Consider the following 24,012-nt stretch of genomic DNA (forward strand, 5'->3'; position numbering starts at 1 on the left):
GACGAGGGCCCTCGCGTGTTCTCCGTACGGCCTGGAGCATGCAGACCGCGCCTCGCCGAGTGGCCCCTGCAACCTGCCTCCACCTGCCCTCGGAGCCGCAACGGGGGCCGCTCGGTGAGGTGTGGTTGGCTGGCGGAAGGCCGTACGGAGAACACGCGAGCCCTCGGAGCCACGCTGGGTCTTGAGTCGGCAGCACAGACCCCGCCCCGCAACCTGCTCGCCCGGCTCTTGATCTGCCCCACCCCTCCGGTGGTCTGCCCGGCCGGCGAGGCCATCCCTTTTTGATCTTCGGGTTGAAAGTCAAGAGCGAAGATCAAGAGCGTCCTCGACGGACGGGCAGAAATCAAAGGATGGGGGAAGAACAAAGTCAAGAGCGAAGAGCAGTGCTCGTGGGCGGTTCCCCATCCCCGCTGCCCGTCGCGGGCTTCGCCCGGTCGCGGCGGCCTACGGCGTACAACAACGGCCAACGTGCCGTACGACAACGGCCAACTCGGCGTCCATAACGGCCAACACACCGTCCACAACGGCCAACACGCTGGCGGGGTTTCAGGCTCTGTCGGCGTGTTGGCCGTTGTTGTACGGGGTGTTGGCTGGTTTAGCGGACTGCCAGGGGGACCAGGTTGGGGCGGACTGGGGAGGGGAGGGTGCTGGCGCCGGTGAGGTAGGTGTCTACCGCGTGGGCGGCTGAGCGGCCCTCGGCGATCGCCCAGACCACCAGGGACGCTCCTCGGTGGGCGTCGCCGCAGACGAAGACGCCGGGGGCGTCGGTCTGCCAGTCGGAGCCGCAGGAGATCGAGCCGCGCTTGTTCAGCTCGATGCCCAGGCCGGGCAGCAGGGGCATGTGTTCCACGCCCTCGAAGCCGATGGCCAGCAGGGCCAGGTCGCAGGGGAGTTCTTCGACCTCGGCGGAGACGGGGATGACCGCGCGGCGGCCTTCGGCGTCCTTCTCCACCCGGACCTTGCGCAGGCGGACCGCGCGGACCTGGCCTTCGCCGTTGTCCACGAACTCCTCCACGGCCACCGCGAACTTGCGTTCGCCGCCCTCGTCGTGGGCTGGGTAGGTGTGCAGAACCACCGGCCACACCGGCCACGGCGAGCGGTCTTCGTCGCGGGTGGTGGGCGGCATGGGGTACTGGTCGAGCTGGAGCACGCCCGCCGCACCCTGGCGGTGGGCGGTGCCGAGGCAGTCCGCGGCGGTGTCGCCGCCGCCGATGATGACCACGTGCTTGCCGGCGGCGTCGATGTGGGTGGGGCCGTCGCCTTCGCAGAACTTGTTGGCGGGCACCAGGTGTTCCATCGCCAGGTGGACGCCGGCCAGGTTCCGGCCGGGGATGTCCGGGGCGTCCCGGCCGCGCAGGGCGCCGACGGCGAGCACCACGGCGTCGAACTCGGCGCGGAGTTGCTCGACGGTCAGGTCCGCGCCGACCTCGCAGTTGGTGATGAACTTGGTGCCCTCGGCGCGCAACTGGGACAGTCGGCGGTCCAGGACCCGCTTTTCCATCTTGAACTCGGGGATGCCGTAGCGGAGCAGGCCGCCGAGGCGATCGTCCCGCTCGTACACGGTGACCTCGTGGCCCGCCCTGGTGAGTTGCTGGGCGGCGGCCAGCCCCGCGGGGCCGGAGCCGACCACGGCGACCTTCTTGCCGGAGTGCACCGACGGCGGGTTCGGGCCGACCGTGCCCATCTCCCACACCTGGTCCGCGATGGCCTGTTCCACCCGCTTGATCGCCACCGCGCCGCCGGAGAGTGGCGAGATCGCGAGCACGCAGGCGGACTCACAGGGCGCGGGACAGAGTCTGCCGGTGAACTCGGGGAAGTTGTTGGTGCCGTGCAAGCGATCCCCGGCCTGAGCCCAGTCGCCGCGGCGGACCAGGTCGTTCCACTCCGGGATCAGGTTGCCCAGCGGGCAACCGGCGGAACCGCTGTGGCAGAAGGGGATCCCGCAGTCCATGCAGCGGGTCGCCTGGGTGCGCACCTGGTCCTCGCGAACCTTCGGCTCCACCTCGGCGTACACCTCATGCCAGTCCGCGGTCCGCTCGCCCGCGGGGCGCTTGGCCGGTTCGGTGCGGGCGTGCTTCAGGAATCCGTTCGGGTCAGCCACGGGAAGCCTCCATGATCGCCTCGTCCACATCGCGACCCTCGGCGCGCGCGATCCGCACCGCTTCGAGGACTCGCTGGTAGTCGCTGGGCATGACCTTGGTGAACGCCGCCGAGCGGCGCGGCCAGTCCCCGAGCAGCGACGCCGCCACCGTGGATCCGGTGAGCTGGTGGTGCTTCGCGACGGTCTCCCGCAGCCAGCGGAGGTCATCCGCGTTGGGCCGCTGGAGTTCCACCATCGCGGTGTTGACCTTCACCGGATCCAGGTCCAGCACGAAGGCGATGCCACCGGACATGCCGGCGGCCACGTTGCGGCCGGTCGGCCCGAGCACCACGGCCCGGCCGCCGGTCATGTACTCGAAGGCGTGGTCGCCCGCGCCCTCGGCCACCGCGGTGGCGCCGGAGTTGCGCACGCAGAAGCGTTCGCCGACCTGGCCGCGCAGGAAGATCTCGCCGCCGGTGGCGCCGTAGCCGATCACGTTGCCCGCGATCACCTGCAGCTCGGCCCTGAACGGCGCGTCGTCGTGCGGGCGCACGATGATCCGGCCGCCGGAGAGGCCCTTGCCGACGTAGTCGTTGGTGTCGCCGACCATCTCGATGGTGATCCCGGCGGGCAGGAACGCGCCGAGGGACTGCCCGGCGGAGCCGTCCAGTCTGATGTGGATGGTCCCGTCCGGCAGGCCGGAGCCGCCGAAGCGGCGGGTGACCTCGGAGCCGAGCAGGGTGCCCACGGTGCGGTTGACGTTGCGCACCGGCAGTTCCAGCCGCACCGGGTGCGCGTCCTCCAGCGCCGCCTCGGCGAGCTGGATCAGGGTGCGGTCCAGTGCCTTGTCCAGGCCGTGGTCCTGATCGCGAACCCGGCGCTTGGCGCTGCCCTGCGGGCCCTCGACGACCTCGAAGATCGGCGACAGGTCCAGACCGGCCGCCTTCCAGTGCTCGATGGCCTGGTCCCGGCCGAGCAGCTCGGCGTGCCCGATGGCCTCGTCCAGATTGCGGAAGCCAAGGGCGGCAAGGTATTCGCGGACCTCTTCGGCGACGAAGTAGAAGAAGTTCTCCACGAACTCGGCCTTGCCGGTGTACCGCTTGCGCAGCTCCGGGTTCTGGGTGGCCACGCCGACCGGACAGGTGTCCAGGTGGCAGACCCGCATCATCACGCAACCGGCCACGATCAGCGGCGCGGTGGCGAAGCCGAACTCCTCCGCGCCGAGCAGCGCGGCGACCAGCACGTCCCGCCCGGTCTTCATCGCGCCGTCCACCTGCAGGGTGATCCGGTCGCGCAAACCGTTGAGCACCAACGTCTGCTGCGCCTCGGCCAGCCCGATCTCCCAGGGCGTGCCGCAGTGCTTGAGCGAGGTGAGCGGGGAGGCGCCGGTGCCGCCGTCGTGGCCGGAGACCAGGATGACGTCCGCGTGCGCCTTGGCCACGCCCGCGGCCACGGTGCCGATGCCGACCTCGCTGACCAGCTTGACGTGCACCCGCGCCTGCTCGTTGGCGTTCTTCAGGTCGTGGATGAGCTGGGCCAGGTCCTCGATGGAGTAGATGTCGTGGTGCGGCGGCGGCGAGATCAGCGAGACCCCTGGCGTGGAGTGCCGGGTGCGCGCGATCCACGGGTACACCTTGTACCCGGGCAGCTGACCGCCCTCGCCGGGCTTGGCGCCCTGGGCCATCTTGATCTGGATATCGGTGCTGTTGACCAGATATTCACTGGTGACACCGAACCGGCCGCTGGCGACCTGCTTGACCGCGGAGCGCCGCGCCGGGTCGTAGAGGCGTTCGGGGTCCTCGCCGCCCTCACCGCTGTTGGAGCGTCCACCGAGCCGGTTCATCGCCACCGCGAGGGTTTCGTGCGCCTCGGCCGAGATCGAGCCGTAGGACATCGCGCCGGTGTTGAACCGCTTGACGATCGCGCTGGCCGGTTCGACCTCCTCGATCGGCACCGGCTTGCGGCCTTCGGCCTTCAGCTCGAACAGCCCGCGCAGCGCACCGCCCTCCTGGGCCAGGCGGTCGCATTCGGCGGTGTAGCGCCGATAGACGTCGTACTGCCGGGTCTTGGTGGCGTGCTGGAGCAGGAACACTGTCTCCGGGTTGAACAGGTGCAGCTCGCCCTCACGGCGGTAGAAGTACTCGCCGCCCACCGGCAGGCCGCGGTGCGCGCGGTCGGTCGGATTGTCCGGGTAGGCCAGCCGATGTCGTTGCGCCACTTCGGCGGCGAGCACGTCCAGGCCGACGCCGCCGAGTTTGGAGGCGGTGCCCACGAAGTACTCGGCGACCACGTCGGTGGCCAGCCCGACCGCCTCGAAGACCTGCGCGGCGGTGTAGGCGCCCACGGTGGAGATGCCCATCTTGGACATCACCTTGAGCACGCCCTTGACCAGCGCGCTCACGTAGTTGCGCACCGCTTTGCGGCCCTCGATGCCGGTCACCGCACCGCGGTTGACCATGTCCTCGATGGTCTCGAAGGCCAGGTACGGGTTGACCGCGGCCGCGCCGTAACCCAGCAGCAGCGCGATGTGGTGCACCTCGCGGGCGTCGCCGGACTCGACCACCAGCGCCACCCGCAGCCGCTCCTTGGTGCGCACCAGGTGGTGGTGCACCGCGGAGACCAGCAGCAGGGATGGGATCGGGGCCAGCCGGTGATCGGAGTCCCGGTCGGAGAGCACCAGGATGCGCGCGCCGTTGGCGATGGCCTCCGAGGCCTCCCGGCGGACCCGTTCGATCGCGGCAGCCAGCGCGTCCGCGCCACCGTCCACTTCGTACAGTCCACTGAGGACAGCGCAGGCGAAGCCGGGCAGGTCGCCGTCGTCGTTGACGTGGATGAGCTTGGCCAGCTCGTCGTTGTCGATGACCGGGTACGGCAGCTGGATGTGCCGGCAGGAGGAGGGGCCGGGGTCGAGCAGGTTGCGCTCGGGGCCCATCACCCTGGCGACCGAGGTGACGATCTCCTCCCGGATCGCGTCCAGCGGCGGGTTGGTGACCTGGGCGAAGTGCTGGGCGAAGTAGTCATACAGCATCCGGGAACGCTGCGACATCGCCGCGATCGGGGTGTCCGATCCCATGGAGCCCAACGGTTCCAGCCCGCTGACCGCCATCGGGGTGAGCAGCACGCGCAGCTCTTCCTCGGTGTAGCCGAAGGTGAGCTGGCGGCGCACCACGGATTCGTGGCTCTGCACCACGTGTTCGCGGTCGGGCAGGTCGGCCAGGTTGAGCAGGCCGGCGTGCAGCCATTCGTCATAGGGCAGGCCTGCGGCGAGGTCGGACTTCACCTCGTTGTCGTCCACGATCCGCCCGGCGGCGGTGTCCACCAGGAACATCCGGCCCGGCCGCAGCCGGCCCTTGGCCACCACCTGGTCCGCGGGCACGTCGAGCACACCGGTCTCGGAGGCCAGCACCACCCGGCCGTCGGCGGTCTGCCACCAGCGGGCCGGGCGCAGGCCGTTGCGGTCGAGCACCGCGCCGACCAGGGTGCCGTCGGTGAAGGTGACGCAGGCCGGGCCGTCCCACGGTTCCATCAGGCTGGCGTGGAACTGGTAGAAGGAGCGGCGGGCCGGGTCCATGGTGGCGTGGTTCTCCCACGCCTCGGGGACCATCATCAGCACCGCGTGCGGCAGGGTGCGGCCACCCAGGTGCAGCAGTTCCAGGACCTCGTCGAAGGAGGCGGAGTCCGAGCCGTCGCCGGTGCAGATCGGGTAGAGCCTGCTCAGGTCGCCGGGGATGAGGTCGCTTTCCAGCAGGGCCTCGCGGGCGCGCATGCGGTTGCGGTTGCCGCGGATGGTGTTGATCTCACCGTTGTGCGCGACGAACCGGAACGGGTGCGCCAGCGGCCACGAGGGGAAGGTGTTGGTGGAGAACCTGCTGTGCACCAACGCGATCGCGCTGGCCAGCCGGGTGTCGGTCAGGTCGAGGAAGAACGCGGGAAGCTGCGCGGTGGTGAGCATTCCCTTGTACACCAGCGTGCGGGCGGACAGCGACGGGAAGTACACACCGCAGCCCTCCTGCTCGCTCTCGTGCTCGGCGCGCTTGCGCAGTGCGAAGGCGAGGCGGTCCAGCTGCACGCCGGCCCGACATCGGCCGTCGGCGCCCGGTTCGGCCGCGGTCACCAGCAGCATCGAGAAGTGCGGCATGACCGACAGCGCGGTCGGTCCGACGCCTGCCGCCTCCGGGCTGACCGGCACCTCGCGCCAGCCGAGCACCCGCAGGCCCTCCTCGGCCGCGATCCGCTCGATCAGCGCGACCGCCTTGACCCGCAGGTCGTCCTCGGCGGGCAGGAACGCGATGCCCGCGGCGTAGGTGTGATCGCCGGAGGGGGCCGGTTCCGGCAGGTTCGCGCACTCGGCCCGCAGCAGCTCATCGGGTAGCTGCAACAGAATGCCTGCCCCGTCCCCGCTCGTGGGCTCGGCGCCGGCGGCGCCGCGGTGTTCGAGGTTCGCCAGCGCCGTCAGGGCGTCGATCACGATCCCGTGCGAACGGCGGCCCTGGATGTCGGCGACCATGGCGACACCGCAGGCGTCTCGTTCGTCGGCCGGGTCGTACAAGCCCTGCTGGGCGGGGATGGCGGAGAAGATCACGCTGAGACCTCCCTCGTCGTGTTCCGTGCTCAGGTGGTGGAATGCTGGGCACGGGACGACGGTGGCCCGCGAGGTCGCACCGGGGCGTACGCGCCGGTAGCGACAGGTAATCCGGACTGTAACAGGCAGGAAACCTGGAAACACCCCTCCTAGGGTGATGTCCGTCATTGCGCCGTAACGATTTACCTGCTCCGTGCGACATAGCCGCAGACCCAACAGTACGCGTGTCCTGGTGCTTCCCTGGGTACGGAGCGGAACACAGCGGTAACGTCCCGGGCAGTTTTCACCCGATCGACCGCAGAGGACTCGATGCGACTTCCCCGTGGTTTCCGCGCAGCACTCATCGCCGTCAGCGCCATCGCCCTCGTTGGCGGGTGCGCGAGCCGGGTTCCCGATCCCGCCCCCAGCCAAACCTCGGGCGCGGCGGAGGCGCCGTTCCCGGTGGAAGTGGCCGCGCCGGGCGGCAAACCGCTCACCCTGGCCAAGCGGCCGGAGCGGATCGTCTCGCTGAACCCGACCAGCACGGAGAGCCTGTTCGCGATCGGGGCGGGCAAGCAGGTGGTGGCCGTGGACGATCAGTCCAACTTCCCGGCCGAGGCGCCCAAGACCACGCTGTCCGGGTTCAAGCCGAACGTGGAGGCCATCGCCGGGCACCAGCCGGACCTGGTGATCGCCTCCAACGACGTCGAGGGCGTGGTGGCCGGGCTGGAGAAGCTGAAGATCCCGGTGCTGCTGCTGCCCGCGGCCAAGACCCTGGACGAGGCGTACGGGCAGATCAGCATCCTGGGTCAGGCCACCGGGCAGGGCACCCCGGCCAACGACGTGGTGAACAAGATGAAGGGCGAGATCAGCAAGCTGGTCCGGGAGACACCGCGGCCCGCCGAGGGGCTGAAGTACTACCACGAGCTGGATCCGACCTTCTACACCGTGACCTCCAAGACCTTCATCGGTCAGATCTACGCCCAGTTCGGCCTGGTCAACATCGCCGACGCGGCGGACAAGACGGGCAGCGGCTACCCGCAGCTCTCCGCCGAGCAGGTGGTCAACGCCGCACCGCGGCTGATCTTCCTGGCCGATGTGCGCTGCTGCGGCCAGAACGCGGCCGCGGTGGGTGGCAGGCCGGGCTGGTCGACGGTGCCCGCGGTGCGCGAGGGCGGCGTGGTGGCCCTGGACGACGACATCGCCTCCCGCTGGGGACCGCGCGTGGTCGACCTGGTGCGCACCGTGTCCCAGGCCGTGACCGCCGCCGGGAAGAAGTGACCGCCGCCGTCCCCACCCGGCTCCGGTTCACCCACCTGGCACTCACCCTGCTGCTGTTGCTGGCGGTGGTGACCCTCGCGGTGCTGCTCGGCGCGATCGACCTGGGCTGGCAACGGGTGCTGGGCGAGATCCTCGCCCAGCTCACCGGCGGGGTGTCGCCGCTGTCCGCGCGCGAGGCCGCGATCCTGTGGGAGCTGCGGGTGCCAAGGGTGGTGCTGGCCTGCCTGGTCGGCGCCGCGCTGGCCTCCTCCGGCGCCGCCTTCCAGGGCGTCTTCCGCAACCCGCTGGCCGACCCGTACCTGCTGGGCGCGGCGGCCGGCGCCGGCCTGGGCGCCACCCTGGCCGTGTTCGCCGTGCCCACCTTCAGCACCGGCTTGGGCGCGCTGCCCATCGCCGCCTTCGCCGGCGCGGTGCTCGGCGTCGGCTTGACCTGGGCGCTGGGCCGCTCGGCCGGTCCGGGCACCGCGACCCTGGTGCTGGCCGGGGTGGCGGTGGCCGCGTTCCTCACCGCGCTGCAGACCTTCGTGCAAACCCTGGACGTGGACAGCCTGCGCACCATCTACACCTGGATGCTCGGCGGGCTGGGCGGCGCCGGCTGGTCCCAGGTCCTGGTGGTGCTGCCCTACATCGCCCTGTCCAGCTTCGTGTTGTGCGTCAGCGGCAGGCTGCTGGACGTGCTGGGCGTGGGCGATGAGGAGGCGGCCGCGCTGGGCCTGCACCCGCGCCGGGTCCGGCTGATCGTGCTGGGCGCCGCGTCCCTGGCCACCGCCGCGGCGGTGTCGGTGAGCGGACTGATCGGCTTCGTCGGGATCGTGGTGCCGCACGTGGTCAGGTTGCTGGTCGCGGGCAGCTACCGGGTGCTGGTGCCGTTGTCGTTGCTGGGCGGCGCGAGCTTCGTGGTGCTGGCCGACATGGTGGCCCGCACCGTGATCGCGCCGGGCGAGCTGCCCATCGGCGTCATCACGGCCTTCACCGGCGCCCCGTTCTTCGCCGTCGTGCTGCGCCGCTCCCGGAGGGTCTGATGCTGGAGATCAACCAGGTGTCCGCGGGCTACCACGGGCGGATCGCGGTAGCCGACGTCACGGTCACCGTTGCGCCGGGCAGTTGGCTGGCCGTGATCGGCCCCAACGGCGCGGGCAAATCCACCCTGCTCAAAGCCGTCGCCAACGCCGTCCCGCACACCGGCGCCATCACCCTGGCCGGCACCCCCGTGACCGCCCTGACCAACCGCGCCCGAGCCCGCCGGATCGGTTACGCCCCCCAAACCCCGACCCTGCCCGAGGGCCTCACCGTCACCGACTACGCCCTCCTCGGCCGAACCCCGCACCTGGGCTTCCTGGCCCGCGAAGGCCCCACCGACCTGACCCTGGTCGCGGATGTCCTTGCCCGCCTTGACCTCGCCCACCTGGCCGACCGTCCACTCCCGACACTCTCCGGCGGGGAGCGCCAGCGCGCGGTGCTGGCCAGGGTATTGGCGCAGCAGGCCGGGTTGCTGTTGCTGGACGAGCCGACGACCGGGCTGGACATCGGGCACGCCCAGTCGCTGCTGGACCTGGTGGACCGGTTGCGGCTGGCGGACGGGACGACGGTGGTGAGCACACTGCACGATCTGACCCTGGCCGGGCAGTACGCGGATCAGCTGCTGATGCTGGACGGTGGGAAGGTGGTCGCGACCGGGACACCGGCGGAAGTGCTGACGGCGGAACGGGTTTCGCGGCATTACGGGGCGCGGGCGGAGGTGCTGACGGCGCCGGACGGGAGCCGGGTGGTGACGCCGGTGCGGGCGGGGTGAGTCAGAGGTTGGGGCGGGGGTACAGGCGCCGGCCGAGGAAGAACGCCATGCCCTGCAACACGATCGGCAGGTAGGCGACCACCACGAACACCCAGTCCCAGCCGTCGATCTGCCCGCCCCGCCTGACCTCGGCCCGCAGGACGACCAGCAGGAAGAAGGTCAGGCCCAGCGCGAAGAACATCATCAGTCCCCACCCGAGCCCCAGCATCTGTCGACTTCGCTGCACCAACAGAAGCTCGATGTGGTTACCCCGCAAATGCCGCCACGGGTTCAGGAAGAGAAACCCGGTCAAGGCCAGGACGGCGTCCAGGGCAAGCGCCAGCATGTCGACCAGCACGACGAACTCGCCAGGACCGGTGGTCAACTGCCCACCGAGCAGCAACACCACCGCCGCCAGCACCACCGCTGAGGACCCGATGAGCATGGCGAACCAGCCGCCGAGGGTGCGCAGCCGACGCGCTTGTTCGGCGGGGATCGGCACCCAGACCGGCGGCCGTCCGACATAGATCGCCACTACCGCGGCTTCCAGTCGGAACCGTCGCCATCCAGCACGCTGGCGTCGCCCATCTGCCCGATCCGGGCCTGCGACCAGGTCGTGCCGACCATCCTGAGCTTCTCCTGGATCGAGGACTGCTCTGCCTTGCAGGTGTTGACGTGTGAGAGCAGTGCGGTGAAGAGAGTGCCCAGCAGACCCAGCACGATCGGCAGCGCGGTGAGGAGAACGACAACCCCGACCGGGATTCCGGCCACCGTGCCGATCAAGGCCAAACCCGTGATGAGGCTGACGGCCGCGATGCCGATCGCGATGATGACGCCCACCACGAAGCCCTCCAGCGAGTTGCCCAGACTGACCAGGGAGGCGCGCATCTGGCTGGCGAGATCCTTCAGCCCGGTCAGGCCACTGACCTGAGTCGGGATGGTGAGCCGGTATGCCTCGGCCGCCCGGCCTTCCCACTCCATGGTGGTCTCCATCTTGCTCTGGTCGAGATCGCCCGCGATGTCGTTCAGCTTGCCCGCGATCTGAGCCGACCACTGTTCGGCGGCCCGTTTGACCCGCTTGTGGTCGCCGAACGCGTCGAGCACCTCGTCGATTCGCCGCCCCAGCTCCACCTGTTGCCGGACAAGCGGCTCCAACATGAGATCGACCCGCGGGACGATCCAGCGCAAGGGCTCCGGCAAGCTGTCGATCCCCTGCCGCACTTGGACGAAGAACTTCTTCAGCCCCTCGTCCACCTCACGGATGCGCTCATTTGCCCGCTGCACAGCGTCGTTCACGGCTCCCCCTACTTCGTGGTGTTCTTCAGCGTGTGCAGGTTGGCTTCTTCCTCGCGCTGATAGGTGTCCGCGGCCTGCCGCAGGGTCTCGCCGATCAGCCGGAAGGTCTCCGTGGCCTTGCCGATCATGTCGGCCATCGTTGTGCGCGCCTGCTGATAGGTCTGGTCCAGCCCTTCCTTCGCCGCCAAGGAAGACAGCTCGGGTACGCCGAGGTGCAGTCCGTCCAGCGCGCGGCGGGGCTCCTCCAGGGCGTCCGCCGCCTCGTCCCAGCGGACGGCGTCAGCGCGCAGGGCCGCATAGGCCGCGGAAAGGTCGGTCATGACAGCCCCAATCGGCGCAGCAGCAGGGTCGGGTCGCTCACCAGTGCGGTCAGTTCGGTGATCGCCGGGCTGGTCGGCCACTTGGTGAGTTCCGGGTCGGGGGTGCTCCGGCGACGCAGCTCGCGCAGCACCTCGATCAACTCGCCTTCGATCTCCGGGTTGCGTGCCGAGTCAGCCCAGTACGGGTCCACCGTCAGCGTGCTGACCTGGCCGTTCATCGCGGTGCCGCGCACGTGCCCGCCCGCGCTCGCCACCTCGGTCCGCTGGTTCTGGACCGAGGCCAGCCGATCGGTCAGGGTGGCCAGTTCGGCGTCCACCGCGTCCATCAGCCGGAAGGCCGCGTCCGCGGTGAGTGGTGTGGTCTCCGGTGGCCTGGTCGGGGACGGCCAGGCCGGGACGTCGGTCTGTCGCACCTCGTCGACTTGCTTGGCCAGTGCCTGCATCGTCGCGTTGTTGGCCGCGCTCAGCACGCTGCCCTGCAACGACCTGGGATCCACCGAGCGGCGCCAGTCCGCCGCCAGCCGGACCGACAACACCTCGCCCAGCTCCCCCACCGCCACGGTCACCACCCGGTCGGCGTCCTGCCCGGTGATCCCGTCCGGCTCGGTCGCCTCCGGCTCCGGGACTCGGCCGGCCTTCGGCGTCGGCTCCCAGTCGTCGGCGTCCTCAAAACCCCAGCGTTGATCGTCACTCATCGGCATTCCCCCCTCTGGAATGAAGTCAGCAAGCCGAACGTACCCGATATACCGTCACCGCACCCACACAACCGATCACGCTCCGGCACAAAAGCGCCGTGGGCCGGACTCGCGAAACGCGAACCCGGCCCACGGCCTCAGTGCGATAGCGGCGGAAGCCGGCGCTAAGAAGAACTCTCCGCCTTGTCCTTCTTCTCCCCCACGCCGTTCTCGACCTTCATCAGCTCGTCCATGTCCACCAGGGACGGATCGCGGAGCACCCGGTCCAGCTGTTCCCGGTCCAGCGCGTTCTGCCACCTGGCGACCACCAGGGTGCCCACGCCGTTGCCGATCAGGTTGGTGAGGGCTCTCGCCTCGGACATGAAGCGGTCGATGCCGGCGATCAGGGCGATGCCGATGCTGGCCTCGGGGATGACGTTCTGGAAGGCGACCAGGGAGGCGGCCAGGGTGACCAGGCCTGCTCCGGTGACGCCCGCGGCGCCCTTGCTGGAGAGCAGCATGAACAGCAGCAGGCCGATCTGGGTCCACAGCGGCAGGTGCGCGCCGGTGGCCTGGGCGATGAACAGGGCGCCCATGGTCAGGTAGATGCAGGTGCCGTCCAGGTTGAACGAGTAGCCGGTCGGGATGGTCAGGCCGACCACCGACTTCTGCGCGCCCGCGGCCTCCAGTTTGACCAGCATCCGCGGCAGCACCGCCTCACTGGAGGAGGTGCCCAGCACGATCAGCAGCTCGTCCTTGATGAAGCGGATGAACCGGAAGATGTTGAACCCGGCCAGTTTCGCCACGCCGCCGAGCACCAGGATGATGAACAGCACGCAGGTCAGGTAGAAGGCGATCATCAGGAACGCCAGCGAGGTCAGCACCTTCGCGCCGTTGGTGCCGATCGTGTAAGCCATGCCGCCGAAGGCGCCGACCGGCGCCGCGTACATGACGATCTTGATGACGCCGAACATGATCTTGGCGACGGTGTCCAGCGCCTGCAGGGCCTTGGCGCCGCGCTCGCCCATCATGCCGATCGCGACCGCGACCAGCACCGCGAGCACCAGCACCTGGATCAGCTGGCCGCCGGTGAACGCGCCGACGAAGGACTCCGGGACCAGGTGCAGGATGAACCCGGTGAAGCCCTCGGTGCCCGCCGCCTTCTTCTGCGCGTCCGCGCCAGCCTTGAGGTCGGCGGCGCTGGGCTGCATGTCCAGGCCGACACCCGGCTGCAGGATGTTCACCACGATCATGCCGATCACCAGCGCGATCAGCGTCATCACGATGAAGTACATGATGGTGCGCAGTGCCAGGCCGCCCGCCTTGGCGAGGTTGCCCAGCCCCGCGATGCCGACGACGATCGTGCAGAAGATCGTGGGCGCGATGACCATCTTCACCAGGTTGATGAACAGGTCCGCGAGCCACTTCAGCCCGGCTGCCTGCGCGGGGAACAGGATCCCGACCAGGATCCCCGCCGCGATCGAGACCAGCACCCAGAAATAGAGGTGCCGGTAGATCGGCTTCCGCGTTCGCCCCCCGGCAGCGGTCGTTGCCAACATGTCCTCCTCGACATTGGTCCTTGTCCGCGCCGAATGCTCGTGACCGGAGAAGTTCACCGGCAAGCGACCGGGGCGAAACTTGAGACTGTCCTGACAAATTTCCGGGCGCGGTGATAAGGCCGTTACCAGAACAGCGCCGGCCCGTAGTATGCGTGCCCGGTTCATCCTGACGGACTAGCCTGTGAGGATGCCGCATCCAGCGCTGACCCGCCGCGCGCTGTTGCTGGGCGGAGCCGGCGCGCTGGTGACCGCCACCGTGGGCAGTTGCACGCCCAACACCCTGCCCGATCTGCCGGAATTGGTGCTGGCCACCGGGCCACCGGGCGCGGTGTACCGGGAGATCGGCGGCGCGCTGGCCGACGAGCTGCAGAAGTACCTCCAGCGCACCGCGGTGCGCACCCGGCCCAGCGGCGCCTCGGTGGAGAACCTGACGCTGCTCAGCACCAACCAGGCCCAGCTCGGGTTCGTCTCCCTGGATGCCATGCTGGCCCGCCAGACCAGCCCGGTGCTCGGGGTGAGCGCGGTCGGGCGGCTCTACGACAGCTTCCTGCACCTGGTGGTGCTCAACAACTCCAAGGTGCGCGGCGCGAAGGACCTGCCAGGGCTGCGGGTGGCGATCGGCGCGGCGGGCTCTGGCACCGAGTACACGGTGGAGAAGTTGCGCCGGATCGCCGGGCTGAACTTCAACGAGGTGCGGCTGACCCAGTCCGAGGCGGCCAAGCAGCTGGAGGAGGGCACGATCGACGCCTTCTTCACCCTCACCGGCATCCCGACCCCGGCGATCAGCGAGATGATCCGGCGGCAGGTGGCGATCCGGCTGGTGCCGCTTGCCGAGCAGGCGGAGGTGCTGGCCAGCGGCGACTCCTCGGCGTACGTGCCGGCGACCATCCCGAAGACCACCTACGGCTCCTACGTCCAGCCCGCCCGCACCGTGTCGGTGCCCAACCTGCTGGTGGCCAGGGAGGATCTGCCCGCGGAGGTGGTGAAGATCGTGGCCAACACGGTGTTCTCCCAGGCCGACTCGATCGCGATCAACCATCCGGAGGCGCGGCGGATCAACCGCAGCACCGGGATCGCCACCGGGCCGGTGCCGCTGCACCCTGGCGCGGCGGCCTGGTTCCGGGAGTACAAGCGCCTAGTTTGAGGCCGGTCGCGGGCCGGGTCAGATGCCCGCGGGCAGGCTGCTGGGTGGCGACGGTGGCGGCGGGTCGTCCTCGTCCTCGGGCGGGGCCACCGGCGGGCGGGACAGGTGTTTGCGCTCGCCGTCGGGGCGGCCGTCGGCCGGGTCAGTGGGGTCGAAGAGCTGTTCGGCTGGCGCGACCGGCAGCCGGATGGCCACGTCCAGGCCGTGCGGGTGCGCCTGGTGCAGCCGGAACTCGCCGCCGGCCGAGGTGACCAGTTCGCTGCAGATGGCCAGGCCAAGGCCGGTGCCGGAGATGTTCTGGTGTTTAGGTGAGCGCCAGAACCGGTGCAGCGCGACGGAAAGCTCGGCTTCGTCCAGGCCGACGCCGTCGTCGATGACGTGCAGTTCCACCTGGCCGTCGTCGGTGCGTTCGGCCGGGTCCTCGTGCCGGGCCCAGACCCGGACCCTGGTGCCGCCGGAGAGCCGGATCGCGTTGCCGACCAGTTCGTCCAGCACGCTGCCCAGCCCGCCGGGTGGTTCGAGCACGCGCAGGCCCTCGGGGATGTCCAGGCGCAGCCGGATCGCGGCGCGTTGCGCGTTGGCCTGCCAGGCCGGTTCGTGCGCGGCGACGAGTTCGTCCAGCTCGACCGGTTCGGCCGCGGCGGCGCTGTCCAGCCGGGTGGCGGCGAGCAGGGCGTCCAGCACCCGGCCCATCTCCTCGGCCTCCTCCACCGCGAGCTGGTGGGCCTGGCGGGCTGGTTCGTCCGGCAGGTGCGGTTCCAGGTTCTCCACCGCCAGGCGCAGGCTGGCCAGGGGGTTGCGTAGCTGGTGGGAGGCGTCGGCGACGAAGTCCCGCTGCCTGCGCAGGGCCCGGCCGACCACGTCGACCATGGTGTTGAAGGAGCTGGCCAGGGTGCGCAGTTCGGGTGGTCCGTGCACGTCGGCGCGGGCGTCCAGGCGGCCGCTGGCGACCCGGGCGGTGACCTCGTCCAGGCGGCGGATGGGGCGCAGGATCCAGCGGGAGACCGGCCAGGCGGCGCCGATCAGGGCGAGCAGCGGGACCAGGCCGTTGAGCGCGAGCAGCAGCCAGGTGTTGACGATCTGGTGGCGCAGGCTGTCCGAGGGGGACACGGTGACCACGGCGGCCACCACCTGGCTGTCCCGGCCGACCGGTTCGACCACCACCAGCGGGGTGGTCTGCCATGGCCAGACCACGCCCGGCGGGTTGGGGCGGTAGCCGGCGAAGGCCACGCTCAGGCCCTCGCGCACGCCGGGGGTGTTGAGGTCGATGGGGGTGTCGGCGGGCAGCATCACGTTGCCGCCGGGGTCGACCAGCACGGCGGGGATGTTGTAGAGCCGGTGGTAGCGGGTCAGCTCGTCCTGCAGCGGGGCGGTGCGGTCCAGCGCGAGCACGTTCTCGGCGAGCGCGGCGAACCGGCTGGCGTCGCTGAGCCGGTCCAGGTAGACCGACTGGGTCTCCTGCTGACCGATCGCGGCGGCCAGTGGCACCCCGAAGGTGGCGGCCATCGCCACCAGCAACGGCACCAGCACCGCGAGCAGCCTGCGGAGCACCCCGGCCCCCTACCGGGCCATGCGGTAGCCGACGCCGCGCACGGTCTCGATGCGCACGAACGGGCCGAGCTTGCCGCGCAGGGTGGCGATGTGGGTGTCCAGGCTGCGGGAGCGGGCCTCCCAGCTGGCGTGCCAGACCTGGTCCAGGATGCGGTCCCGGCTGACCACGCTGCCCGGCCGGGCGGCGAGCAGGGCGAGCACGTCGAACTCCTTGCGGGTGAGCGTGATCTGCTCGCCGGAGACGGTGGCGGTGCGCGAGCCGAGGTCCAGCCGCAGCGGGCCGACCTCCATCACCTCGTGCTCCTCGCTGTCCGCGCGGGCGGCCCTGGTGCGGCGCAGCACGGCCTCGATCCGGGCCAGCAGCTCAGCGGTGCCGAAAGGTTTGACCACGTAGTCGTCGGCGCCGCTGCGCAGGCCGAGCACGCGTTCGCGTTCCTCGCTGCGCGCGGTGACCGCGATGACCGCGGTGCCCTCGCGTTGCCGGAGTTTGCGCAGCACGTCCAGACCGTCGGCGTCGGGCAGGCCGAGGTCGAGCAGCACCACATCAGCCGGGGCCGCCTGCAGCGCGGCGGCCGCGGTGGCGGCGCGGAGGACTTCGTAGCCGGCGTGCTGCAACGCGGTCACCAGCCCGCGCGCCACCCGGTCGTCGTCCTCCACTACGAGGATCCGCATGAGGATCGATACTAGGCCGCGGCGGCGGGCACTGATGTCCACTACGCCGCCGAGATCGACTCGGACTTGCCGGATTTCGAATCACGGGCGGTACCCGCGCCCCACAACGGCCAACGAGGCGTACCAGAACGGCCAACACGCCGATAGGCTTGAAGCTTTGCCGGAGTGTTGGCCGTTGTGGGCGGGTCAGGCTTCGGGCTTGGGGTCTTCCTTGCGGGTCACCGGGTCCGATGGGGCTTTGTCGGACGGGGTGTCCGCGGGAACCTTGGCTTCCTCGGGCTTGGGGCCCAGGCCGGCGGGGGGTTCTTCGCCTTCGGGGGTGGGCTTGGCGGGGTCGTCCTCGTCCGGGGCTGGGTCCTGGCGCCAGTCGGCTGGGTCCTCGCGCTTGCCGCGGACCAGGAGCAGGTAGGCGAGGGCGCCCAGGAAGACCACGGCGCTGACGATGACGTTGATCCGGACGCCGAACACCAGGGTGGCGGTGTCGGTGCGCATGATCTCGATCCAGAAGCGGCCCGCGGTGTACCCGGCGACGTAGAGGGCGAAAACGCGGCCGTGGCCGAGCCGGAACTTGCGGTCGGCCCAGACCAGCAGCAGGGCCACGCCCAGGTTCCAGATGAGTTCGTAGAGGAACGTGGGGTGCACGACCGCGATGGGGGTGTGATCGACGGCGACGCCGCCCAGCGCGTCGGGCAGGCCGGTTTCCGGGTCGATCCGGCGGTAGATCTCCAGGCCCCATGGCAGGTCGGTGGGGCCGCCGAAGAGTTCCTGGTTGAACCAGTTGCCGAGGCGGCCTACCGCCTGGGCGACCACGATGCCGGGGGCGACCGCGTCGGCGAAGACGGCTAGGGGGACGCCTCGTCGGCGGCAGCCGATCAGCGCGCCGACCGCGCCTAGCGCGATGGCGCCCCAGATGCCCAGGCCGCCGTTCCAGATGTAGAGGGCCTCGATCGGGTTGCCGTCGGGGCCGAAGTACTTGGGCCAGTCCGTGGCCACGTGGTACAGCCTGCCGCCGACGAGCCCGAAGGGCACCGCGTACACCGCGACGTCCACCACCGTGCCGGACTCGCCGCCGCGGGCGATGAGGCGGCGTTCGCCCCACCAGATCGCGATGACGATGCCCGCGATGATGCACAGGGCGTAGGCACGCAGCGGGAACGGCCCGAGCTGCCACACGCCGCGGTCAGGGCTGGGGATGGTCGCCAGGAAGGCCGAGGAATCAGCCATCAGTGCGGTCAGCGTCGCGCCAGTCACAGGCCACACCGTAGCCCCCCGGCGTCAGCTCACGGTGTGCTGGGAGGGGAACTACCGATCACGATCCGAGGTCGACCTTCACCGGGAATGGCCGTTCCAGCTCCAGCCTGCCGTTCTCGGCTCTGGCGAACTCGCGGTACTCGTCCTCGACCAGTTCATAGACAATCGCGGAAACCGGGCTGGCCACCGGGTCGACAAGCACGAAGTACGGCACCCTGGCCTCGGCGTAAAGCTGCCGCTTCAACGCCCGGTCGTACACCTTGGACGAGGGTGAAATGATCTCCATCGCCAACAACAGGTCGTCGCCTTGGTAATAGACCTCGTCGGCCCCGGGGTTGGTGGTCACGGCGAGGTCGGGGATGAGCATCCGCTCGCCATTGAGCACCACGTTGACACCAGGGATTAGCTCGCAGTGCGGCGGCACCATGCCATCGAGCCGCAGCTGCAGACGGTGCAGGACCCGCTGGTGCCGAGCGCTCGGAGCCGGGCTCACGACGACCGTCCCGTCGATGAGTTCGACGCGTTGCCCTTGGTCTTCGGGCATCGCGAGGACCTCGTCCAACGTCCACGGCTCGGCGTGGACGGGGAACGCGTCAGGTGCAGTGTCCGCGGGCAGGGCCATTGCGAGTCACCTCCGAGATTCGCCCGGCGCTGTCCAGTCTGACACGCCGGACCGGGTGCTGCGGATGTCATGGGGCGATCCTGGCGGGTGCCCCTGACAGTTCCGGCCCGGATCCGCCCTCAGCTGAACCGCTTCACCCGGTCGTGGCTTGGCTGGCCCCGCGCACCCCCGCGGCGAGTTCCCCGGCCAGGTCACGCACGCCCTGTTCGCCACGCGCGGTGGCCGAGACGAAGGCCGAGCCGACGATGACCGCGTCCGCGAAGGCCGCCACCTCGGCCGCCTGCGCGCCGGAGCGCACGCCCAGGCCGACGCCGACCGGGATGTCGGTGTGCTGCCGGAGGCGGCCGACCAGGGCCGGGGCCATGCTGCTGACCGTCTCCCGGGCGCCGGTGACGCCCATGGTGGAGGCGGCGTAGAGGAATCCCCGGCTGGCCTTGGCCGCGCGGACCAGGCGTTCGTCGGTGGAGGCGGGGGCGACCAGGAAGATCCGGTCCAGGTCGTGCGTCTCGGCGGCGGCCAGCCAGTCCTCGGCCTCGTCCGGGATCAGGTCGGGGGTGATCACGCCCAGGCCACCGGCGGCGGCCAGGTCGCGGGCGAAGGCGTCCACGCCGTAGCGGTGCACCGGGTTCCAGTAGGTCATGACCACCGCGCGACCGCCCTTGGCGGCCAGCGCCTCGACGGTGGGGAACAGGTCCCGGACCCGGAAGCCGTTGCGCAGCGCCTGGTGCGCGGCGGCCTCGACGGTGGGGCCGTCCATCACCGGATCGGAGTGCGGCAGGCCGACCTCGACCAGGTCGCAGCCGCCGTCCAGCATCGCCGAGAGCAGCGCGGTGCCCTCGGCGACCGTGGGGTAGCCCGCGGGCAGGTAGCCGACCAGGGCCGCGCGAGCTTCACCGCGGCAGGTCTCGAACAGCGGGGCGAGCCGCGACATCAGGCGTCCTCTCCGACCAGGCCGAACCACTTCGACGCCGTGTGCACGTCCTTGTCCCCGCGCCCGGACAGGCACACCAGGATGGTGCCCTCGGGTCCGAGTTCCTGGCCGAGCTTGAGCGCGCCGGCCAGCGCGTGCGCGGACTCGATGGCCGGGATGATGCCCTCGGTGCGGCAGAGCAGCTGGAAGGCGGCCATCGCCTCGGCGTCGGTCACCGGCCGGTACTCGGCCCGCCCGATGTCCTTGAGCCAGGAGTGCTCCGGCCCGACCCCCGGGTAGTCCAGCCCTGCGGAGATCGAGTGCGCCTCGGTGATCTGCCCGTCCTCGTCCTGCAGCAGGTAGGACCGGGTGCCGTGCAGCACGCCGGGGCTGCCAGCGGACAGCGTGGCGCCGTGCCGTCCGCTGTCCAGGCCCTCGCCGCCGGGTTCCAGGCCGACCAGCCGCACGGCCGGGTCGTCGATGAAGCCGTGGAAGATGCCGATCGCGTTGGACCCGCCGCCCACGCAGGCCGCCACCACGTCCGGCAGCTTCCCGGTGCGTTCCAGGACCTGTGCCCTGGACTCCTGCCCGATGACCTTGTGCAGGTTGCGGACGATCACCGGGAACGGGTGCGGACCGGCCGCGGTGCCGAGCAGGTAGTGCGTGCGGTCGACGTTGGCCACCCAGTCCCGCAGCGCCTCGTTGATCGCGTCCTTGAGCGTGCGCGACCCGGTCTTGACCGGGATGACCTCGGCGCCCAGCAGCCGCATCCGGGCCACGTTGAGCGCCTGCCGCTCGGTGTCGACCTCGCCCATGTAGACCAGGCATTCCAGCCCGAGCAGCGCGCAGGCGGTGGCCGTGGCCACCCCGTGCTGCCCGGCCCCGGTCTCCGCGATCACCCGGGTCTTGCCCATCCGCTTGGTCAGCAACGCCTGGCCCAGCACATTGTTGATCTTGTGCGAGCCGGTGTGGTTGAGGTCCTCGCGCTTGAGCAGGATCCGCGCGCCGCCCGCGTGCTCGCCGAAGCGCGGGGCGTCGGTGAGCGGGGACGGGCGGCCCGCGTAGTCCTTGAGCAACCGGTCCAGCTCGCCGGTGAACTCCGGGTCCACCCTGGCCGACTCGTAGGCCGCTGACAGCTCGTCCAGTGCGGCGACCAGGGCCTCCGGCATGAACCGGCCGCCGTAGGGGCCGAAGTGGCCCCGGTCGTCCGGGCCGTGTTCGACGAGCTGTTCGGACTGGTTGACGCTCATGTTCTGCTTGCTCTCCTAGAGCGAGTTCAGCGACTGGGTCGCGGGCACGCGGGGTGCGATCCCGCGGTCACCAACTGGGTCACCGCGGCCCTGGGGTCACCGCTGGTCACCAGGCCCTCGCCGACCAGCACCGCGTCCGCGCCGACCCCGGCGAAGGCCATCAGGTCGCCGGGACCGCGCACACCGGACTCGGCGATCTTGATGACCTCCCAGGGCAGGCCGGGCGCGATCCGCCCGAACACGTCCCGGTCGACTTCCAGGGTGTGCAGGTTGCGGGCGTTGATCCCGATCACCTTGGCCCCGGCCTCCAGCGCGCGGTCGGCCTCCTCCGCGGTGTGCACCTCGACCAGCGCGGTCATCCCGAGCGATTCGACCCGGTCCAGCAGCGACTCCAGCGCGAACTGCTCCAGCGCCGCCACGATCAGCAGCACCATGTCCGCGCCGTAGGCCCGCGCCTCGTGCACCTGGTACGGGGTGACGATGAAGTCCTTGCGCAGCAACGGAACATCGACCACCGCGCGCACCGCGGCCAGATCGGCCAGCGAGCCGCCGAAGCGACGGCCCTCGGTCAGCACGCTGATCACCCGCGCGCCGCCTGCCGCGTAGTCCTTGGCCAGCTCGGCAGGCTCCGGGATGTCGGCGAGGTCGCCCTTGGACGGACTGCGCCGCTTGACCTCCGCGATCACGCCGACCCCTGGCGCGCGCAGCGCCGCCATCACATCCTTGGCCGCAGGCGCCAGCTGGGCGCGTTCCTTGATCAACTCGAAGGGGACCTCCGCCTCCCGGACGGCCAGATCCGCGCGCGCACCCTCGACAATCTCCTCCAGGATGCTCACGCGCACTCCCCGTTTTGCCTCAGCTCGCTCGCAAGCTCCCGCACTTGAAACCCCTTCCCGCCGCGCCGAAGCGCCGAAAGGATGCTAACCCCGCCGCCGGTCGGCTTCTGGCATCGGGTCGGCAGATCCGCCCTGGGTAGCAAGGTCGTTCGTCGTTTCGGCGGTGTCGCGCAGGGTGGGATCCGCCCCCGAGTCCAGGCTGTCCCACAGGCGACGATCAGCGTCAACCGATCGGCGGACCTGGCTTGACGCGGCATATTTTCCACCCATCCGCGGCATCCGGCGCCCCTTGACCAGCACCAGGATCCCACTGCCCAGCAGGGTCAGCAGGCCAAGCACCGCGAGTGCTGAACCAGCCACGGAGTGCGAGGAGAACCCGTCCCACAGCAACACCGCGCCGCCGCAGGCGACCACCGCGACGATCCCGCCGAGCACCCGCCGGAACCAGCCGCCGGCGGCCAGCACACCGGCGATCGCGGCCACCGCGAAGGCGGCCAGTCCGGCCGCCGGGGCCAGTCCGGCGGCCAGTCCACTGGCGCCCCAGAGCAGACCGGCGGTGACCGCGAGCAGCAGCACGACAGTCCACAGTGGACCGGCACCCGGCCGTCGCGGCGCGGGTGCGGCCTCCGGTTCGCCGGTGGGTTCCGGATCAGCGCTCACTGGCCAGCTCCAGGGTCTCCGCGGTGGCGATCGCGGCCAGCACCGCGCGGGCCTTGTTGAGGCATTCGGTGTCCTCGGCGACCGGGTCGGAATCGGCCACCACGCCCGCGCCCGCCTGCACGTAGGCCCGGCCCTGCTTCATCAGCGCGGTGCGGATGGCGATCGCGGTGTCGGCGTCCCCGGCGAAGTCGAGGTAGCCGACCACCCCGCCGTAGAGGGCGCGGCGGCTGGGCTCCAGTTCCTCGATCAGCTCCATCGCCCTCGGCTTGGGCGCGCCGGAGAGGGTGCCAGCCGGGAAGCAAGCGGTGACCGCGTCGAAGGCGGTGCGGCCGGGGGCCAGTTCACCGGTGACCGCGGAGACGATGTGCATGACGTGGCTGTACCGCTCCACGCTGAAGAAATCGACCACGTGCACCGAGCCGGGCGTGCAGACCCGGCCGAGGTCGTTGCGGGCCAGGTCGACCAGCATCAGGTGCTCGGCGCGTTCCTTCTCATCCGAGAGCAGGTCCTTGGCCAGCAGCGCGTCCTCCTCGTCGTCGGCGCCGCGCCAGCGGGTGCCCGCGATGGGGTGGGTGGTCACCTTGCCGTCCCGGACTGTGACCAACGCCTCGGGACTGGATCCCACGATGTCGAACCCGTCCAGCCGCAGCAGGTACATGTACGGGCTGGGGTTGGTGGTGCGCAGCACCCGGTAGACGTCCAGCGCGTCGGCGTCGGTGTCCACTTCGAACCGTTGCGAGATCACGATCTGGAACGCCTCGCCCGCCCGGATGGCCTCCTTGGCGGTCTCCACCGCGGCCCGGTAGTCCGTGCTGGTGCGCTGCCGGTCGAAGCGCGGCTGCGGGCGCTGGAAGACCGCGGCGGTGGGCGCGGCCGCGGTGCACAGGTTCGCGGTCATCTCCTCCAGCCGGGCCACCGCGTCGTCGTAGGCGGCGTCCACCCGCTCGTCGGTGTCGTCCCAGTTCACCGCGTTGGCGATGAGGGTGATGACGCCCTCGTGGTGGTCCAGCGCGGCCAGGTCGGTGGCCAGCAGCATGACCAGTTCGGGGATGTCCAGGTCGGCTGCGGCCAGGCTGGGCAGCCGTTCCAGGCGGCGCACGGTGTCGTAGCCGAGGTAGCCGACCATGCCGCCGGTCAGCGGCGGCAGTCCGGGCAGCGGATCGGTGTGCAGCGCCTCGACGGTCTCCCGCAGCGCCACCAGGGGATCGCCGCCACTGGGCATGCCCACCGGCGGCGTGCCGGTCCACACCGCCTCGCCGCCGGCCACGGTGAGCGCGGCCGGGCTGCGCACGCCCACGAAGGACCAGCGGGACCAGGAGCGCCCGTTCTCGGCGGACTCGAACAGGAAGGTGCCGGGCCTGCTGGCGGCGAGTTTGCGGTACACCCCGAGCGGGGTCTCGCCGTCGGCGAGCAGCCGGCGCACCACCGGGATCACCCTGCGGCCGCGGGCGAGTTCGCGGAACTCCTCCCGGCCGGGGCTGATCTCGCCCATCGGCGTGCCGCCGGGGCGGGTGCTGGTGACTGTGGGGCTGACCGCGCTGACCATGGGGGACATTGTGCCGGGTCGGTGGTAG

General features: G+C 70.6%; 20 protein-coding genes. 4 read left to right on the forward strand and 16 right to left on the reverse strand.

From position 1 onward, the window contains the following. Window positions 1-595 precede the first annotated feature (595 nt). Both ACTOWY_RS05445 and gltB read right to left on the reverse strand, forming a co-directional pair. Window positions 596-2,101: a glutamate synthase subunit beta gene (locus ACTOWY_RS05445; RefSeq protein WP_441308495.1), complete on the reverse strand. Its 1,506-nt coding sequence runs from the start codon at window positions 2,099-2,101 to the stop codon at window positions 596-598. Further along, window positions 2,094-6,662 carry a glutamate synthase large subunit gene (gene gltB / locus ACTOWY_RS05450; RefSeq protein ID WP_441308496.1) on the reverse strand — a complete coding sequence of 1,523 codons (4,569 nt, stop codon included), beginning with the start codon at window positions 6,660-6,662 and terminating at the stop codon, window positions 2,094-2,096. Before gltB ends, ACTOWY_RS05445 begins: the two co-directional genes overlap by 8 nt. Window positions 6,663-6,971: 309 nt before the next feature. Here gltB and ACTOWY_RS05455 point away from each other — a divergent pair, with 309 nt between their 5' ends. From ACTOWY_RS05455 to ACTOWY_RS05465, 3 genes are read left to right on the forward strand one after another with little or no spacing between them, the layout of a single operon-like run. Continuing rightward, on the forward strand, window positions 6,972-7,922 hold the full coding sequence (locus ACTOWY_RS05455; RefSeq protein WP_441308497.1) for an ABC transporter substrate-binding protein: 951 nt from the start codon (window positions 6,972-6,974) through the stop codon (window positions 7,920-7,922). Next, window positions 7,919-8,944: a FecCD family ABC transporter permease gene (locus ACTOWY_RS05460; protein ID WP_441308498.1), complete on the forward strand. Its 1,026-nt coding sequence runs from the start codon at window positions 7,919-7,921 to the stop codon at window positions 8,942-8,944. Before ACTOWY_RS05455 ends, ACTOWY_RS05460 begins: the two co-directional genes overlap by 4 nt. Further along, window positions 8,944-9,714 carry an ABC transporter ATP-binding protein gene (locus tag ACTOWY_RS05465; protein WP_441308500.1) on the forward strand — a complete coding sequence of 257 codons (771 nt, stop codon included), beginning with the start codon at window positions 8,944-8,946 and terminating at the stop codon, window positions 9,712-9,714. The genes ACTOWY_RS05460 and ACTOWY_RS05465 overlap by 1 nt, the downstream gene beginning before the upstream one ends. Before the next feature lies 1 nt (window position 9,715). Here ACTOWY_RS05465 and ACTOWY_RS05470 read toward each other — a convergent pair whose 3' ends face one another. The 5 genes from ACTOWY_RS05470 to dctA all read right to left on the reverse strand — a co-directional run bounded on the left by ACTOWY_RS05470 (window position 9,716) and on the right by dctA (window position 13,542). After that, window positions 9,716-10,195, reverse strand: a complete 480-nt coding sequence (locus tag ACTOWY_RS05470; RefSeq protein ID WP_441308501.1) for a hypothetical protein — start codon at window positions 10,193-10,195, stop codon at window positions 9,716-9,718. A gap of 32 nt (window positions 10,196-10,227) precedes the next feature. Further along, window positions 10,228-10,989 (reverse strand): WXG100 family type VII secretion target, encoded by a 762-nt coding sequence (locus tag ACTOWY_RS05475; RefSeq protein ID WP_441308502.1) that lies wholly within the window; start codon window positions 10,987-10,989, stop codon window positions 10,228-10,230. An 8-nt stretch (window positions 10,990-10,997) separates the two neighbouring features. After that, window positions 10,998-11,309 carry a hypothetical protein gene (locus tag ACTOWY_RS05480; protein ID WP_441308503.1) on the reverse strand — a complete coding sequence of 104 codons (312 nt, stop codon included), beginning with the start codon at window positions 11,307-11,309 and terminating at the stop codon, window positions 10,998-11,000. Continuing rightward, window positions 11,306-12,004 (reverse strand): hypothetical protein, encoded by a 699-nt coding sequence (locus tag ACTOWY_RS05485; protein ID WP_441308504.1) that lies wholly within the window; start codon window positions 12,002-12,004, stop codon window positions 11,306-11,308. The genes ACTOWY_RS05480 and ACTOWY_RS05485 overlap by 4 nt, the downstream gene beginning before the upstream one ends. Before the next feature lie 164 nt (window positions 12,005-12,168). Then, entirely contained in the window at window positions 12,169-13,542 is a 1,374-nt protein-coding gene (gene dctA / locus ACTOWY_RS05490; RefSeq protein WP_441308505.1) for a C4-dicarboxylate transporter DctA, read from the reverse strand. A gap of 187 nt (window positions 13,543-13,729) precedes the next feature. Here dctA and ACTOWY_RS05495 point away from each other — a divergent pair, with 187 nt between their 5' ends. Then, complete coding sequence (locus ACTOWY_RS05495) at window positions 13,730-14,686, forward strand: TAXI family TRAP transporter solute-binding subunit (RefSeq protein ID WP_441308506.1); 957 nt, start codon at window positions 13,730-13,732, stop codon at window positions 14,684-14,686. An 18-nt stretch (window positions 14,687-14,704) separates the two neighbouring features. On the opposite strand, the gene ACTOWY_RS05500 is transcribed toward ACTOWY_RS05495, so the two are convergent. From ACTOWY_RS05500 to ACTOWY_RS05540, 9 genes are all read right to left on the reverse strand, one after another. Continuing rightward, entirely contained in the window at window positions 14,705-16,237 is a 1,533-nt protein-coding gene (locus tag ACTOWY_RS05500) for a HAMP domain-containing sensor histidine kinase (protein ID WP_441308508.1), read from the reverse strand. A gap of 9 nt (window positions 16,238-16,246) precedes the next feature. After that, the gene (locus ACTOWY_RS05505; RefSeq protein ID WP_185008462.1) at window positions 16,247-16,909 is read right to left on the reverse strand and encodes a response regulator transcription factor; all 663 of its coding nucleotides are present in this window, start codon (window positions 16,907-16,909) and stop codon (window positions 16,247-16,249) included. Window positions 16,910-17,095: 186 nt separating this feature from the next. Further along, window positions 17,096-18,133, reverse strand: coding sequence for a prolipoprotein diacylglyceryl transferase (lgt, locus tag ACTOWY_RS05510; protein ID WP_441308830.1), 1,038 nt, complete (start codon window positions 18,131-18,133; stop codon window positions 17,096-17,098). An 85-nt stretch (window positions 18,134-18,218) separates the two neighbouring features. Next, a complete protein-coding gene (locus ACTOWY_RS05515) occupies window positions 18,219-18,782 on the reverse strand; it encodes a Uma2 family endonuclease (protein ID WP_441308509.1) in 564 nt (187 codons plus the stop codon). A gap of 133 nt (window positions 18,783-18,915) precedes the next feature. Next, window positions 18,916-19,713: a tryptophan synthase subunit alpha gene (trpA, locus tag ACTOWY_RS05520; RefSeq protein WP_441308510.1), complete on the reverse strand. Its 798-nt coding sequence runs from the start codon at window positions 19,711-19,713 to the stop codon at window positions 18,916-18,918. Further along, a complete protein-coding gene (gene trpB / locus ACTOWY_RS05525) occupies window positions 19,713-20,942 on the reverse strand; it encodes a tryptophan synthase subunit beta (RefSeq protein WP_441308511.1) in 1,230 nt (409 codons plus the stop codon). Before trpB ends, trpA begins: the two co-directional genes overlap by 1 nt. Window positions 20,943-20,968: 26 nt before the next feature. Further along, window positions 20,969-21,778: an indole-3-glycerol phosphate synthase TrpC gene (trpC, locus tag ACTOWY_RS05530; protein WP_441308512.1), complete on the reverse strand. Its 810-nt coding sequence runs from the start codon at window positions 21,776-21,778 to the stop codon at window positions 20,969-20,971. An 84-nt stretch (window positions 21,779-21,862) separates the two neighbouring features. Then, window positions 21,863-22,438 carry a Trp biosynthesis-associated membrane protein gene (locus ACTOWY_RS05535; RefSeq protein WP_441308513.1) on the reverse strand — a complete coding sequence of 192 codons (576 nt, stop codon included), beginning with the start codon at window positions 22,436-22,438 and terminating at the stop codon, window positions 21,863-21,865. Beyond that, window positions 22,428-23,984: an anthranilate synthase component I gene (locus ACTOWY_RS05540; RefSeq protein WP_441308514.1), complete on the reverse strand. Its 1,557-nt coding sequence runs from the start codon at window positions 23,982-23,984 to the stop codon at window positions 22,428-22,430. Before ACTOWY_RS05540 ends, ACTOWY_RS05535 begins: the two co-directional genes overlap by 11 nt. Window positions 23,985-24,012 lie beyond the last annotated feature (28 nt).

The sequence above is a fragment of the Crossiella sp. CA198 genome, assembly GCF_052078295.1.
In the GTDB taxonomy this organism is placed as follows: domain Bacteria; phylum Actinomycetota; class Actinomycetes; order Mycobacteriales; family Pseudonocardiaceae; genus Crossiella.

Coding starts and splice junctions, on each gene's coding strand:
- ACTOWY_RS05480 (WP_441308503.1), bottom strand. CDS start 11,309: ATGACCGACCTTTCCGCGGCCTATGCGGCCCTGCGCGCTGACGCCGTC.
- ACTOWY_RS05455 (WP_441308497.1), top strand. CDS start 6,972: ATGCGACTTCCCCGTGGTTTCCGCGCAGCACTCATCGCCGTCAGCGCC.
- dctA (WP_441308505.1), bottom strand. CDS start 13,542: ATGTTGGCAACGACCGCTGCCGGGGGGCGAACGCGGAAGCCGATCTAC.
- ACTOWY_RS05485 (WP_441308504.1), bottom strand. CDS start 12,004: ATGAGTGACGATCAACGCTGGGGTTTTGAGGACGCCGACGACTGGGAG.
- trpB (WP_441308511.1), bottom strand. CDS start 20,942: ATGAGCGTCAACCAGTCCGAACAGCTCGTCGAACACGGCCCGGACGAC.
- trpA (WP_441308510.1), bottom strand. CDS start 19,713: ATGTCGCGGCTCGCCCCGCTGTTCGAGACCTGCCGCGGTGAAGCTCGC.
- ACTOWY_RS05465 (WP_441308500.1), top strand. CDS start 8,944: ATGCTGGAGATCAACCAGGTGTCCGCGGGCTACCACGGGCGGATCGCG.
- ACTOWY_RS05505 (WP_185008462.1), bottom strand. CDS start 16,909: ATGCGGATCCTCGTAGTGGAGGACGACGACCGGGTGGCGCGCGGGCTG.
- ACTOWY_RS05540 (WP_441308514.1), bottom strand. CDS start 23,984: ATGGTCAGCGCGGTCAGCCCCACAGTCACCAGCACCCGCCCCGGCGGC.
- lgt (WP_441308830.1), bottom strand. CDS start 18,133: ATGGCTGATTCCTCGGCCTTCCTGGCGACCATCCCCAGCCCTGACCGC.
- ACTOWY_RS05515 (WP_441308509.1), bottom strand. CDS start 18,782: ATGGCCCTGCCCGCGGACACTGCACCTGACGCGTTCCCCGTCCACGCC.
- ACTOWY_RS05495 (WP_441308506.1), top strand. CDS start 13,730: ATGCCGCATCCAGCGCTGACCCGCCGCGCGCTGTTGCTGGGCGGAGCC.